Raw genomic sequence first — 14084 nt, 5'->3', positions numbered from 1 at the left:
ATGCTGGTTAGGCAATCGGCGGGGTGACACCGTACAGTCGGTCACCGGCGTCGCCAAGGCCCGGGATGATGTAGGACTTCTCATTCAGCTTCTCATCCAGCGAAGCCAGCACCACGTGCACGCGATCGTCGTCGCCGTGGATCTCTTCCAAACGGGCCACGCCCTCTGGAGCTGCGATCAGGCAGATGCAGGTCACGGACTCGGCGCCACGATCGAAAATGAACTTGATGGCCTCGGCCAGGGTGCCGCCGGTGGCCAGCATCGGATCCAGGACGAAGACCTGGCGGCCGGTCAGGTCGTTAGGCACGCGGTCGGCGTAGGTGATGATGTCGAGGGTTTCCTCGTTGCGAGCCATGCCCAGGAAGCCGACCTCTGCGGTTGGCACCAGGCGGGTCATGCCTTCGAGCATGCCCAGGCCGGCGCGCAAGATCGGGACAACCAGCGGGGTTGGCTTGGCAATGGCAGTGCCGATGGTGGTGGCAACCGGGGTTTCAACCTGAACGCTTTCGGTCGTCACCTCTCGGGTTGCCTCGTAAGCCAGCAGGGTGACCAGTTCGTCAGTGAGCTGACGGAAGATCGAAGACGGGGTGTTCTTATCTCGAAGAACCGAAACCTTGTGTGCCACCAGCGGGTGGTCGACTACCTGTACGCGCATAAGTAGAAATCTATCAGCACACCGGCGGGCGAATCGAGGAAATTGCCCGAAATTCCGCTGTTAAACGAGTTTGGTGTGCCCAAAGAAACAGGAATCGGGCGCCAGCACGTAGAGTAAAAGCACTATGCTGCACGAATACGATGCCTGGATGGACCTCGCTCTGGACGAGGCGCGAGCGGCGCTGGCCACGGACGACGTGCCGATCGGCGCGGTCATCATCTCTCCCGAAGGCCAGGTTCTGGCCACCGGGCGCAATGAGCGCGAAGCGGTCAAGGATCCCACCGCCCATGCCGAAGTGGTCGCCATTCGCAATGCGGTGCGCGCTCTGGAAGAACGTGGCGAAGATGATGGCTGGCGCTTGGCCGACTGCACCCTGGTCGTCACTCTGGAACCCTGCGCCATGTGCGCCGGGGCGATCGTGCTCTCCAGGATCCCCAAGCTTGTTTTCGGCGCCTGGGATGAAAAAGCCGGTGCCTGCGGATCGGTATTCGACATCGTGCGCGAACCGCGCTTGAACCATTGGGTCGAAGTTTATTCCAGGGTCAAGGAACGAGAATGCGCGGACCTGCTGCGCGAGTTTTTCCGAGGCAAGCGCGGCTGAACCGGCTGAAATGTGTGTTTCGAGCCACTTCGCACTGAATATCGGGCTCTCGTTTTTGTAATCACCTTTGGTTCGGTATAGAGTTATCAGGTCTGGTGACGTGTCCGAGCGGCCGAAGGTGCAACACTCGAAATGTTGTGTACGGTAACCCCGTACCGTGGGTTCAAATCCCACCGTCACCGCGTAGAATAGCCCCGGGATCCATGTGATTCCGGGGTTTTTTCTTACCTACTTTTGGCCTGTTGCCTTAAATCCCGGATCTGTTGCCTTAAGGATCGGACAGCCGAGGATAGAGGTAGAAGTGGCGACAATACAGAAACGACCGCTCAAGCACGGGTACAGCTACCGTGTAGTCTGGCGAGAACCAGACGGAACACTTCAGCAGCGGACATATCGCAACGACGAGGAAAAGGCGAAAGACCTTAAGCGATTCTTGGACGCGAACAACAACAGCATGAACATCGCGCAGCAGGCGAAGCTCAGATCGTTGTCTACAGCTCCAACAGTGCGAGAGCTCGTAGAGCATCACATCGAGAATCTTGGTGGCGAGGTGGAGCCAGGGACGGTGCAAACCTACCGGGGCATGCTCAGGATCTACTTCACCGGTACCGGCATTGGCGAAACACCTATCGACGTTCTCACCACAAGCCAAGTGCGCACATGGTTCGATGAGCTAGACAGGTCGCCCAAGACTAAGAAGAACGTTCATGCGCTCCTATCAGCCGCGATCCGCACCGAGCTACGTCAGGACAAGCCACGCATCAAAGCCAACGTTGCTGAGGGTGTGCGCTCCCCCAAGTCCGTCAAGAAGACCCGCGACCCCGTATTCCTAGAGAAGCACGAGATTCAAGCTCTCATCGACGCAATGCCAGATGAGGTGTATCGACGGATGGTGGATCTGAAGGTTTACACCGGGATGAGGTTCGGTGAAATCACCGCATTGCGTCCCAGCCATATCACCGAGCGCAGAGGTCGAATGATCATCTCCGTGCGCGAAGCCTGGAAGCGACATGCAGGGAAGGAAGTTGGTCAACCGTTGGGAGCACCGAAAACCAACAAGGGCACTCGCAACATCACGCTGAGCAAGAGCGCAGCAGAACGTTTTAAGCCCTGGCTGGACAGCATTGAAGAAGACAACCTGATCTTCACCGTCCCATCGACTGGAACGCAGATCACCAGCTCCTACTTCTCGCGGATTATCTGGGCACCCGCAGTAGATCCGTTGGTAGAGGCAGAGCGTGGCAAGCGTCCAGTGCTCCATGCACGCCCCACGCCACACGACTTGAGGCACACTCACGCATCAATGCTCATAGAAGCGGGAAACGAATTCATGCTCATCCAGGAGCGCCTTGGGCATGAATCGATCACTACGACGATTGGCACATACGGTCACCTGCGCAACGACGCTGATGCACGGGCGGCGGACTCCTTGGAATAGATGGAGCAGTATCGTAGTCTCGAAGTCCCAGCGCTTTATTGCAATCGGAAGAATGGAGAGAGCGGACCTTGAGCGATGAATTGACCTGCTGCTCGTGCCATGTGCCCAAGAAGGCCTACACGGTTCAGGAAGCGGCTGAGTCCTACGGTGTCGGAGTGGATACCATTCGAGCCCATATCAAGCTCGGTAACCTGATCGCTAGGTACCCGAGCAGCCGTCCAGTGATCGCGAGCGACGAGCTGAGAGATTGGTTCAATTCGTTGCCAGAGGAACGAGGATAATTTCATGAGCGAAGAGTTTTATACGCCCCAAGAAGTCGCCGAAAAGCTGAAAGTATCCAGTCAAATGGTGCTCAATAAGATCCACTCCGGCGAATGGGAGTGCCAGAAGATTTCCGCTCGAACTTATCGCTTTAGCCAGGAACAATTCGACCTGATTACTTCAAACCCAGCTATCGACCAACGACCACACAGGGGTCATTTCGGAAGACGCAAATATGACTCTGATCTACACAGGGCACTACGCAAAATTTCTGGGAGCTCCGAGAACTAGGAAGCCATGTTACTCTGCAGATAGGCAAGGAGGCAGAGTTTTGCTGGGGATCCTTATGCTAACCATGTAGTCATTTTATTACAGGTACCAGGTGATTCAGATGAATGCGCATGATGAAAATCGTAATCATCCAAGTGGCGACCAGAAGCAGAAATTAGCGTACACCCTGGCTGAAGCAGCGTTTCAGACGGGTTATAGCGTCCGCACTCTCCAACACCATATCCAAATGGGCAACCTGATCGCACGGTACGCCAATACGAAGTGCGTGATCCCGCACGACGACCTCGTATCCTGGCTCGAACACTTGCCTACGGAGCCGCCTAAAAGATAGGTAAACTGTGGAGCATAGATTATTACGATAGATGTCTTAGCGCATCGCGTATGCGGTCTTCCGGAAAAATTGGAGTGTTGTCAGTTCTAATTTCCGATTCCGACTCGATCTGACGTGCATGGTCTGGAGAGAAACGGTATCTGTTTCCTATGCGTGAAGCGGGCCATTGTCCTGCTGCGGCGTGCCTGCGAACAGTTTCAGGACTTATGTTGAACTTCTCGGCCATGTCACGGGTGGTTAAGTACTTCTCATGTACAGCGCATTCCCTTCTAAATCTGAACGTTTCTTAGATCACACTCGCACGCCGCTCGCCCGGACTCCAACCTACTCCCAAGTACTGTATTGTTTTCCGAGTGCATCTCAGTCCAGATGCTGAACGAAGTACTCGATCCCTACAGGAGGAAGTTATGGGTTTCATTGGTTGGATTGTTTTAGGCCTTATTGCTGGTGCGATCGCTAAGGCGATCAAGCCAGGTGAGCAGGGTGGCGGCTGGCTCGCTACCCTACTGCTGGGTGTTGTTGGTGCCATTGTTGGTGGTTGGCTTGGATCCGCGATCTTCGGTGTCGGAGTGAACGAGTTCTGGTCACTGTCAACCTGGTTACTGGCCATCAGCGGCTCACTGATTGTCCTCATTATCTGGGGACTGATCACACGCAAGAAGGCGTAGTTTGCGCGACAGAACGGGGTCTTACCTTTCGGGGTAAGGCCCCGTTTCACTTCCCCTGATACTCATTAGGACTCTTCTCCGTTGAACTCGCCACCCGAATCCGATAGTGCCTCTCACTACGACGTTGCACAATTGAGTCCGCAGTCTTCTGGCGCAAAAAATCGTATAAGCGTCATGTGAAGGCTTATCGATTATGTCTGCCAATAATCAGCGAACAATTTCGAATTTACAGTAGAGTCAAATTGCGGCTAGGCATCGGCTGGAGTTGCCTATATGATTCTGAGTTTTCCACAGCCTGCGTCTTCTTATATTTCCACGGGCATCAATCCTCGACTTTCCATGAAAAACCGCGAGTTTATGCGCTAATGTCTATTATATGGCCACCGAAACCTCACCCTCAGAGGTGCATAAGAAATACATTGATCAGAGGATCGCAAGAAAGGAAGACAGGCGACTTGAGTTCAAGGCGGCTGTCAACGGGTTTGATGCAAAAAAGACCGCACGTTACTGCGCCGCGATAGCAAATTCTGGTGGCGGTGAGATGTTCTTTGGTATTACTGACCAGATCCCTCGGTCGGTTGTCGGTACCTCCGCTTTCGGCGATCTTCAGGAAACCGAGCGACGACTAGCTGAAGCGCTCGGACTGAAAATTACTGTCAAAGTGTTTGACTACGAGGGTAAGCGTGTTGTTGGGTTAGCCATTCCGTCCAGGCCCCACGGGACCCCCTTGCAGCTTGACGGAGCCTATTGGACACGCACTGGGGAGAGTCTAGTCGGCATGACTCCGGACGAACTCAAAGCGATCTTTGACGAGGCTCGACTCCCGTATGAAGAAGAAGAAGCTTACCCACCCGTGCCTGCCGACGATGTACTAGCATTGCTGGATTCATCTGTGGTTTTCCGGTTACTTGCTACCCACGCCCCGCATACTCCTGAAGGTCAGCTAGAAGAGTTTCAAAGGCTCGGCTTGGTGAAAGAATCCAGCCTTTCCGGCGAATGGATCGTGCTTAAATTGGGGGCGCTTATTGCTGCCAGAGATCTATTGGACTTCGGACTACAGGGTCACAAGCTACGGATCATAACTTATGGAGGCACCGGCAGGCTCGACGCAATCTCAGACCGGTTCTACGATTCCGGTTACGCCGATTCTCTGCCCCGCACCGTAGAGCTCTTGACTAGCATCCTTCCAAACCATGAGGACTTCTCACAGGCTAGGAGAGAGGAGGTTCCTACATATCCTGTAATTGCTCTAAGAGAACTTATAGCCAATGCAGTTGTCCATCAAGACTTCCACCGCACAGCAGGCGGCAATTACCCTACGGTCGAGGTTTTCAAGGATCGCGTAGAGATTTCCAACGGTGGGACGCCGCTGATCGACATAAAAAAATTTGTTACCCAGAACGCCCAACGAAACCGGATTATGTCAGATGTCATGAGGCGCATCGGCTTGGCAGAGAATAGAGGCAGCGGTGTCGATCGTAGCTTAGCGGCGTTTGAGGAAATTCAGGGAGCTGCCCCCGAGTTCATTACAGAGAGCCACATGACCAGAGTGATCCTTCGGGGCTCGCAAAGCTGGGAGCAAATGGGCCCCGACGATCGACAGTGGGCAGCATATATGCATTGCTGTTTGAAATGGGCCAATGGAGAACATATGACGAACTCAAGCCTTCGAGCTAGATTCGGATTATCCTCCGGTAAGACTCAGGCAATCAGCAATCTCATCGCAGAACTAGTCAGGTTAAACGTAATTATTATCGATCCGAGCGGTCCATCCGGCAACAAAGGGCGTCGCTATATTCCGCATCCTTGACGTACCGTAGAAGCATCACGCAAGAAGGGCTTGGTAAATAGCTTCTCTGCCAGCCACCAAATTAAGGCGTTCTTGTTATCGGCCTTAAGCATAGACCGTCCACGGGTCTGCCCGGTATTTGATTTTTTGGTCTTCGGACTTGTGCCATTCGTGGTCGTCTTCGGTGGTGACCCAAGTTGAGTCTTCGCGCCGGATTCGTTGGCATGAGTTGGCGGGTATCCAGAGTGTTTCTTTTGCGCCGTTGTCTACCCTGCCGAGTTGGTTTTTGATTCGGGCGATCATGAGCATGTTGCCTTTCCAGCCTTGCGCTTGGGCGTGGAATAGTTCACCGTCATGCTCCACTTCAACGTAGGGATACCGGTTAGTTTCGTACCTGTAGAGTCCTGGCGAGTACGGGTCTTCGTAGTAGTCCACCAGTTGATTGTCTCTTAACATAATCCGGCCCCCGCTGAATAGATCGTCAGCGGGGGCCGGTTGCGAGTTTTGCGCTGGGCCATGAATCCCCATCCATGACCCCAAGGACTTTAGTTTCCCCAAAGAACTTAGGTCGAGCGTGAAACCTAACCACATGCTAGAGCGTTAGGCGCGTTTATGCATAGGATTTCTTCATGATCCGTGAATATGGATTATTTATTCATTCAGGCTTCAATCCTTGAAAAAGGTTGCGTCTGGTTGAGCAGAGTCGATAGAGTCTAGAACGGTACGATTTCCACCTTCTAACGACTAGTCAGGCGATAACCCTCTTCCCCCAAGAGAGGGATTATCCTAGTCGAGCCCGCCAGCCTCCCCAAGTGCTGGCGGGTTGCCTTTTTAACGCACAAAAGCCGCCCCACCCTCAAGTGAGGGCGGGGCGGTTCTGTCTATTCGTCCAAGGTAACTGGGCCGGTCACTTCGAAACCTACGGCAGACGACTCGTCGTCCTTGGTGCCGGCGGCAAGCCACGGCAGGAAGCGCTGCAGGAACTCCTCGACCATCGGCAGTGCCATGATGCGGGTAACCGCTGCGGCGATACCCAGAGCCAGCGCCGCGGCGCCGGTAGCCGCTTCAGGACTTCCCTGGGTGGCAGCACTGTAGATCGATGGTGCCATGGCAGACAGAGCGACGATGACCGCGAGGATAGTGCGGACGGTAGCTCGCCATGGGTGTTGGGACTGCGTGGTGATGGCTGAATGCTTAGCCATGATGCCTCCTAGTAGGTGTTGTTGTCGTTGAGCCAGCGCTGGATGGCTTCGTAGGTCATCTTCTTGGGGTCGCCGTCGAGGATGCCCTTGTAGAACTTGCGGTCTTTCAGGTAGCGCTGGAATTCGTACCAGAACCACTTGCCGTCCTTGCCGTCCACCTTGAGTGGAGTGCCCTTAGCGACGCCCCACTTCGCGACAGGGGTCTTGGTGTAGTACGGGTTACCGTTCGGGTCGCGTACGTCCTGCAACCAGTTCTGCAAGTCGGTGTAGCCGAGCTTGCCGATCTTCCCGTCCCACTGCTTGTTCGACTTGTAGCCGAGCTGGTGCATGAGGATCTGGATTGCGCCCTGTTCCCAGGACTTGTAGTTGCCGTTGATCGTCAGTTCGGCATAGTCGGTAGGGAAAGTAGTTGAGCCGTTCGGAGTGTTCGATGGCGACTGGTCTTTGACCTTCTTCACCTTCGCGTCTTCAGGCTTTCCGACCGACTTCACTTCACCCTTGGCAAGGCCCCACGAACCTGACTTGGCTGCTGCCGTGGTGTGCTTGATCGAGACGTGAACGTGCTTGGTGTGTGCATTCGCGCCCTCGTACTTGCGCCAGCGGGTGCCGCCCCAGATGCGATGGTTGTAGATGCAGTAACTGGTACGGCTGTCGTAGATGACAGCGTTCAGGAAATCCTCGACACTGATCCCGTCTCTGTCCACGTCGATAGCACGCACGATGCCACCAGCGCTGTAGTCCGGGTTGTGGTCAGAGACGCGGGCGCTGTGCGAGGTGTCGCCGATCCAACCATCAGATGCTTTGTCACGATCAGGCCATCGGGTATTGGTTTCGCTGCGGAGGTCGTCAAGCGAAGGGGCAAGATGAAAGCTCATTGCCAGATCCTTTCGGGCATAGAAAAACCCAGACCGCTTTGGCCTGGGCATAAGAAAAGCCACCGCGGAGGGTGGCTTAGGTTTCGGGTGCGTACTTCGATTTCAGCTTGCCAACGTCTTCGACCAGCTTTTCTTGGGCTTTGTCGGATTCCTTGGCGATGACGATGTGCTCGTCTAGTTTGGCCGTGGTCTCGGCAAGCTTGTACGCAGTCTCATTGCTGCGGTCCTCGATGCGCTTCACCGCGTCCTTGATTGATCCGCCATGGTTCGGTGTCACCTCGTGATGAATGCGTTCCGTCTTTTCTTCCAAGGTGAGGATGCGGGCTGATACGCCAGGGACAGCATGCTGAATGATCTGGTCTGCTCTGTCGCGCTTTTCTGGTTTCCCGTTCCACTGGTCGAGGAAAGCGGCAAACTCGCGAAGCCGACGGACAATTACTCTGAGCGGCTTCCATAGAATTCCGCCCACCAGGATCAGTGCACAAGTCCAGAACAACGCCCCGTTCGGGCCGCCGAGAAACTCAGGAATAGGGGGCATTCTCACCACCTGCCATGTGTCATCCCGCCACAACCTAGCGCTTGCAGATTGTGTTTGCATCGTTTCCAATCGCATCCTGGCTCATGCTGAAGGTTCCATATGTTACGAGAACAATCGGGGCAACCGCCCCACAATAGGCGGAAGTTAAAAATTAATGCTTGAATTCGAGTCATTGGAAAATGCTTTCCTTTCGCCAATCTCGGACCTAGGGGAAAAATGTCACCGTCGACTAATTCATTTGGGGATGTCGAACATCTCGTAGGAAGATTCATTATCAAATTTGGAAGGTTGGAGCAGTGTACGGGGCACTTCCTGAGGACCTTATATGGCGATGTTGATCCTGATGAAAGAGACGCGCATATTTTGCGCCTCACGCTTTCAAGGACACTTTCTGAAATCAGATCGCGCATGTCCAAATTAGGCGCCGATCACCAAAGCCTCATCGGCTCAACCAAGACGTGGATCTCTGAGACGAAGCGCCTGAACGAAGAACGAAACAACATCATTCACTCAGAGCTGATGCAGAAATCCAGCGGAGAAATTCTCTATCTGAACCCCAAGCTTGGGTGGGTTACGATCTCCCATGATGACCTGCAGGACTACTACCAGCGAGCAGCCAAACTCCTGAACGAATGCATGGATCTAACGGAACAATACGTGTACGCAACGGGAGGCCCGAAAGCCTCCACCGTCAAGAAGGGCACGACGTACATAGCCGCCTATGAGTTGAGCAGCATCGTAAAGAAAACGATGCCGTCGGATATACTCCCGCTAAGGTCCCGCCAGTAGCGCCTGGAACTTCTCTAGTGTCGAAGCGTGGTGTTCTGCTTTCGGGTCATCTGACAGTCGAATCAGGTGTATCGAATGCCTAATGTCGTCGATTCTGTCTCTGCTCTGGATACTTTCTTCTGTCCATCCCAGACCTTCGAGCGAGTCTGAAGCTAATTCATTGATGGCGGCCTGCAGAGCTTCGATGGCGTCAACTGCAAATTCTGGATCATTCACTATGGCTGCACGCAAAGCTTCACGATTTGGTGTCTTCAATTTTGCGACCTTTCTTCGGCCCGGATTCGTCCGATGTCGCGGACCGTATAGATAGCGGCCAAGACAAACGGTCGGATGATGCAGTAAACCAGAAAAGCACCACATAGAACGTTCAGAATTTCCAAAAAAGACATTCTCTGTCTCCTTGCTAGTATGACGATAGCCCAAGAGCAACGCTCACAGAGGGCATAAAAAATGCGCCCCTGTGAGCGCTTGTGGTGTCTGCCTTGTCTAGATCGCTACGCCGGGTAGGGTTGCTGGCCAGTTGGCAGTGCATGGCCATGAGATTTCACGGGCCGACGCGGTACCGTGAACCGTACCGGAGAGCATGGTGAATCCGCCGGATAGTGACAAGGTGATTCCCTGTTTGATAGTGCCGGAGCTGTCGCGCTGCGGATAGGTTTCAAGGATCATTGGTGACTGGAACCCGGCGGGCATGTCCATGAATCGTGAGCTAGTAGCCGCCGAACCATTCAGGCCCGTGATGCGTAGGTAGCACCGGTCATTCTGGCGCTGAATCTCGATAGCGCTGGCAGTCCACCCGTTGATCAGCAGGCTGGTGACGTTGCGCCGCCCGGTGTCCTGACCGAGGCGGTTCACTTCAGCGTTGGTGTCGTTGTGCAGGCCTGCGTGCCCAGCAGTATTGACAGTCACGTTAGTAGGTAGTGGAAGTGCCATAGTGTTTTACTCCTTAGTTTGGGATGACGAGAGCGCGAAGGCCTGGGCCGCCTGAGTCTGGTGCGCCGATTTTTACGCGTTGCTGCGAGCGTGTGCCGTCCTTGTTGACGCGAACCAGGATGGAAGTATCCCCCGCCGTTTCTGGGTCCTCCACCTGCAAGCCGGTAACTAGTGACGTACTGCCCTTTGGTGTTACCTGAATTTCCTTGCGTGTACCCTGTGCAACACCCGCCACGAAGTTCTCGGTGGCTACAGCAATATCCTGCTGAGTGACGACCGGCTGATTTCGTGGGTCAGTTCCTGCACCGGGGACATGCACGTAATCCGGTGACACTTTATAAACGGTTCCCGATTTGGTGGAGCTGAGTCGGTCGCCGGCTTGGACCGGTAATGGTGCTTCGACGGTGCCGCGTGAGCGAAGCATCATGTATTCAGGCGAAGTGGCCGGAGAGTCGCTCAGCGTTTCAAATCGTGCACCCACCATACCTTCGCGGCGGAAGTTGATGTAATGCCCGCCAACCAGTGTTCCGACGGTACGCGCTGAGTGATTCACGCCCGCGCCGTCACCCCATGCAGGGCGGGCCCGGTCATCCAGGGTAAACGCTGTGTTTGGCTGCAGCTCGATATACGGCTTATAAAAGTGCATGGCCATGCCGGGTCGGTTGCCCGCGTCCAGGATGAATGCACGACCCCTGCCACGTGCGGTCAGCTCGGCGCGGTTGGATACACCCATTGAGTACCAGCCCTCGAAGTCTGGGTTAGCGTTCGCGGTGTGCTCTAGGCCGTGGGCTTCTAGGAACCAATAGACGCGCTCACCACTGTTAGGCGTGGACCCGTCGCCGGTAACGTGAGACTGGAAGCCCGCTGTTACATCGCCGTTCCAGTCCTCATCGGACGCATCAACTTCAAAGTATGGTCGAGCTTCCTGATTACCGGGCTGATTCGACTTGAACTGGATGCGGTGGCCACGCGCTCCACGAACCTCTTTCAGTATCGCTGACTGTCCAAGGCGGATCAGGTCGAACGGGGTAGACCCGTCGAGCTTCGCATACTTCGGCAAATCGGGGATGATCGACGGATGGATCAGGCCATCAATCAGGCGTGGCATGGACGCGAAATATGGGATTAGCTTCTGCGGTGCACCCACAGAATCACCAACTGTATCTTGCACGTAATCCTTCGTGTAGCGGTTCCAGCTCGCGCTCACCAGATGCTTGTAGTATCCAGTGATGTCCGCTGTCAGATGCTGGTCAGATTCAAGGTCAATCGCGGCGAGCTGAGCATCATACCCATCAGTGATGAGGATGAGCGCCTGATTCACTGTCATCGCCAGCGTTTTCAGGTCATTCGCCAGCTTGGACGCAAGAGCCTTGTCCTTGATTGGGTCACTGGGGAGGGGGAAGAATATTTGGTATGGCGACGTTTCGGCCATGTCAGTACCTCCATATAGGAGACACCCGCGCCGGAATGATCAGCGCGGGTGTCGGTGTTTAGTTCTGGGTTGAGTCGTTGAACTCTTCATACGTTTCAGGTACTGGACCCAAGGTTTGCCATTGCTCGTAGGTGAGGTTCCCGCCGTCAGAGTTGAATTCCTCGTAGGTGGTATACGTCGTGGTTGCTTTCAGGATTCGGACACTCAGTGATTGGGTGTAGCTGTCGCTGAATGCGCTATTAATCCCGATGATCACCGCGTCAAGTGTCACACCGAGGAAGTCCTCAGAGTTCAGTTTGATCCGGTCGCCGAGTTGCAAGCGTGGGTCAGGGGTTACGGTGAGCTGGTCAACACGTGGGATGCCCGCGACGGCGATCTGCGCGATGCCGTCAATCAGGTTCGACATGATGTTGGTTTCCTGCACGCCACTGCCGGTAGCCCACGCACCGAAGTCGTGTTCATACGCTGGGCCCGGTGCGCCGGTATCAATAGGGTCCTTGATCATCTCTTTCCAGGAGATTTTCGCCTTGGCGCGGATGATTGGCAGATTCTCACCCCACCACGAAAGCCATAGGGCTGTTACGCCAGTGAAATTCGGTGATAGGGTGCGTGTCTCCACCTGATAGCCAGGCTCCAAGCCCTGCGCCGTGGCCTTGTACTTGAATGAGTCGTGATCGAGTCGCGTATAAGTGCTGACCAGCTTATTTTGTGATGGTAGGTTTGCGTACTGCTCGTTGGTGCCGTCTGTGTAGATGCCGCCAAAGACGTTCCCATCCCCGGCGTTGACCATTGCCGAGTTCCAGCCTTCAGGGCCAATGGTGTTTCCAGCAGGGTCAACCATGATCCAGTCTTCGCCGTCTTCTGGTTCGATCAGGATTTCATGGGTGTCACCTTCTTGGAGTGCTTCAGATTCACCCTTGAAGACGGTGACGCCGTAGCGTCGACGCTGAGATACGACAGGGAGCAGGTATTTTGCGCTGATCTTGGACCGGCGCATCAGCAGGTCATTGCGCCACCCCATGCCCAGGATGTTGTCCAGCGTGGTCAGGGTTGCGACGGTTGGCCCGTTGTAGAGGGCCGTGGCCGAAGCGGTGCGCAGCTTACCCGATTCATCCAGCCAGGTAGGGGTCATGAGCGCGTCGCTAATGTCCTGCAATAGCTCAATAGCCGGGGTGTTCTTCGTGGAAGGAAGCGCGAGAGCGGTGAAAACTCGGCTTGTACCGAAGCTGAATGAGTAGGTTGGAGAGAAGTTGAGTTGACGGAACTCCGCTCCGGTAGTCACCGGGCGTTCTACCTGTAGACCGGCGATACGTGTTGTTGCGTCGCCGGTCAACTGCACCATTTCCACGGCAGGGCCAAGGCCGCCAGTGGTAATCGTCGCGGTAGCGATGTCTCCCTTGTCATTTCGCAACGCCATGTTGGACTCACGGAAGACTACGGCGATATTCTGTGCGCCGTTGCGTGGGATGGACGCTACCTGCACACCGTCCACCTCAGCGGTGATCGTTGATGCGCCAGCTCGTAGTGTGAAGTCTTGGCCGCCAATGGTCGCCTTCGCACGTGCCACACCATTATGTGTTGGTGCGATCATGAGACTGATCTGCACCGGCCCAGCGGTCTGCCCCGTCTTGGGGATGAACCGGGCTGACACGTCGCCCACCACGTCACCCCAGGAGGTGAAGTACGTGACCGGCGGTTGAGTCGTGCTCGATCCCGCCGAGACGGTGAGTACGTCCCCTACTAGTGGCATCATCGAGCCCTGCATTGGAACGTCCAGCACTGTCGCCTCCACGGATTTAGGTGTGGAGTAAAAACCACTTGCGCGGGCAGCGAGATTGGCATAGAACGCGGCACCGAGACCGGGGAATCGGTGCGTGAAATACTCGCTCGATGGGCTGTTATTCAGTGGTGGCATGGTCGCCAACAGTGCAGGGTAATTCACCGGCTCATTGAGTTTGTCAATGTCGTCGATGAGTGACGCGCCGTGAGAACCAAGGATCTCACCCGATGGTGAGTCAATCGCACCAGTGAACTGCACCCACTCGGTCACGCCGTCAGATACGAAGATTTGCACCCGGTCCCCCGGTTTGGGAGTCCACCCGGTCGAGGGGTTCCAGGGGTTGTGGTTCGTCTGGACCGATTTGCCTTCAGCCCAAACCACATCAGCCGTTGCCTGCGTAACCCCGTTGCCACCTCCTAGCCCTTGAGGTAGGTCGCCCTGCAAGTCGCGCCCGATGCTCCACGACTCAACCTCACGCTCAACACCGTTCACTAGAACTCG

At 55.1% G+C, this 14084-nt stretch carries 16 protein-coding genes, 1 tRNA gene and 1 pseudogene; 8 read left to right on the top strand and 10 right to left on the bottom strand.

What is annotated here, in order from left to right; all coding sequences use genetic code 11:
* Positions 1–7: 7 nt before the first annotated feature.
* Positions 8–655, bottom strand: a complete 648-nt coding sequence (gene upp / locus D3791_RS10805) for a uracil phosphoribosyltransferase (protein WP_022875558.1) — start codon at positions 653–655, stop codon at positions 8–10.
* 124 nt (positions 656–779) lie between these two features.
* Between upp and tadA the strand changes: the two genes are divergently transcribed.
* The 5 genes from tadA to D3791_RS10780 all read left to right on the top strand — a co-directional run bounded on the left by tadA (position 780) and on the right by D3791_RS10780 (position 3246).
* Positions 780–1256 carry a tRNA adenosine(34) deaminase TadA gene (gene tadA, locus D3791_RS10800; protein ID WP_022875557.1) on the top strand — a complete coding sequence of 159 codons (477 nt, stop codon included), beginning with the start codon at positions 780–782 and terminating at the stop codon, positions 1254–1256.
* Between the two features lie 94 nt (positions 1257–1350).
* Positions 1351–1438, top strand: a tRNA-Ser gene (locus tag D3791_RS10795).
* Positions 1439–1557: 119 nt separating this feature from the next.
* Complete coding sequence (locus tag D3791_RS10790; protein WP_172512202.1) at positions 1558–2694, top strand: tyrosine-type recombinase/integrase; 1137 nt, start codon at positions 1558–1560, stop codon at positions 2692–2694.
* A gap of 68 nt (positions 2695–2762) precedes the next feature.
* On the top strand, positions 2763–2975 hold the full coding sequence (locus tag D3791_RS10785) for a helix-turn-helix domain-containing protein (RefSeq protein WP_172512201.1): 213 nt from the start codon (positions 2763–2765) through the stop codon (positions 2973–2975).
* 4 nt (positions 2976–2979) lie between these two features.
* The gene (locus tag D3791_RS10780; protein ID WP_172512200.1) at positions 2980–3246 is read left to right on the top strand and encodes a helix-turn-helix domain-containing protein; all 267 of its coding nucleotides are present in this window, start codon (positions 2980–2982) and stop codon (positions 3244–3246) included.
* 353 nt (positions 3247–3599) lie between these two features.
* On the opposite strand, the pseudogene D3791_RS16930 reads toward D3791_RS10780, so the two are convergent.
* Positions 3600–3809 (bottom strand): annotated as a pseudogene (locus D3791_RS16930) (helix-turn-helix domain-containing protein); the annotation flags it as partial.
* A 175-nt stretch (positions 3810–3984) separates the two neighbouring features.
* Here D3791_RS16930 and D3791_RS10770 point away from each other — a divergent pair.
* Positions 3985–4245: a GlsB/YeaQ/YmgE family stress response membrane protein gene (locus D3791_RS10770; protein WP_172512198.1), complete on the top strand. Its 261-nt coding sequence runs from the start codon at positions 3985–3987 to the stop codon at positions 4243–4245.
* Positions 4246–4621: 376 nt separating this feature from the next.
* Positions 4622–6055, top strand: a complete 1434-nt coding sequence (locus D3791_RS10765; RefSeq protein WP_172512197.1) for an ATP-binding protein — start codon at positions 4622–4624, stop codon at positions 6053–6055.
* An 84-nt stretch (positions 6056–6139) separates the two neighbouring features.
* Here the strand turns inward: D3791_RS10765 and D3791_RS10760 are convergent, their stop codons facing one another.
* The 4 genes from D3791_RS10760 to D3791_RS10745 all read right to left on the bottom strand — a co-directional run bounded on the left by D3791_RS10760 (position 6140) and on the right by D3791_RS10745 (position 8718).
* Positions 6140–6469: a hypothetical protein gene (locus D3791_RS10760; RefSeq protein ID WP_172512196.1), complete on the bottom strand. Its 330-nt coding sequence runs from the start codon at positions 6467–6469 to the stop codon at positions 6140–6142.
* A 446-nt stretch (positions 6470–6915) separates the two neighbouring features.
* Positions 6916–7236 (bottom strand): DUF2964 family protein, encoded by a 321-nt coding sequence (locus D3791_RS10755; RefSeq protein ID WP_216847343.1) that lies wholly within the window; start codon positions 7234–7236, stop codon positions 6916–6918.
* Between the two features lie 8 nt (positions 7237–7244).
* Positions 7245–8111: a hypothetical protein gene (locus D3791_RS10750; protein ID WP_172512195.1), complete on the bottom strand. Its 867-nt coding sequence runs from the start codon at positions 8109–8111 to the stop codon at positions 7245–7247.
* A 76-nt stretch (positions 8112–8187) separates the two neighbouring features.
* A complete protein-coding gene (locus tag D3791_RS10745; RefSeq protein ID WP_172512194.1) occupies positions 8188–8718 on the bottom strand; it encodes a hypothetical protein in 531 nt (176 codons plus the stop codon).
* 339 nt (positions 8719–9057) lie between these two features.
* Here D3791_RS10745 and D3791_RS10740 point away from each other — a divergent pair, with 339 nt between their 5' ends.
* Positions 9058–9438 (top strand): hypothetical protein, encoded by a 381-nt coding sequence (locus D3791_RS10740; RefSeq protein WP_172512193.1) that lies wholly within the window; start codon positions 9058–9060, stop codon positions 9436–9438.
* On the opposite strand, the gene D3791_RS10735 is transcribed toward D3791_RS10740, so the two are convergent.
* From D3791_RS10735 to D3791_RS10720, 4 genes are all read right to left on the bottom strand, one after another.
* Positions 9421–9693, bottom strand: a complete 273-nt coding sequence (locus D3791_RS10735) for a hypothetical protein (RefSeq protein WP_172512192.1) — start codon at positions 9691–9693, stop codon at positions 9421–9423. The two genes, D3791_RS10740 and D3791_RS10735, sit on opposite strands and share 18 nt — an antisense overlap.
* Positions 9694–9924: 231 nt before the next feature.
* Entirely contained in the window at positions 9925–10371 is a 447-nt protein-coding gene (locus D3791_RS10730; protein ID WP_172512191.1) for a hypothetical protein, read from the bottom strand.
* Between the two features lie 13 nt (positions 10372–10384).
* Complete coding sequence (locus D3791_RS10725; RefSeq protein WP_172512190.1) at positions 10385–11803, bottom strand: hypothetical protein; 1419 nt, start codon at positions 11801–11803, stop codon at positions 10385–10387.
* Between the two features lie 58 nt (positions 11804–11861).
* Complete coding sequence (locus tag D3791_RS10720; RefSeq protein WP_172512189.1) at positions 11862–14075, bottom strand: hypothetical protein; 2214 nt, start codon at positions 14073–14075, stop codon at positions 11862–11864.
* Positions 14076–14084: the final 9 nt, after the last annotated feature.

The sequence above is a fragment of the Glutamicibacter mishrai genome (genome assembly GCF_012221945.1).
In the GTDB taxonomy this organism is placed as follows: domain Bacteria; phylum Actinomycetota; class Actinomycetes; order Actinomycetales; family Micrococcaceae; genus Glutamicibacter; species Glutamicibacter mishrai.
Note: the sequence above shows the minus strand (reverse complement) of the source record. Positions and strands in the feature narration are given on the sequence as shown.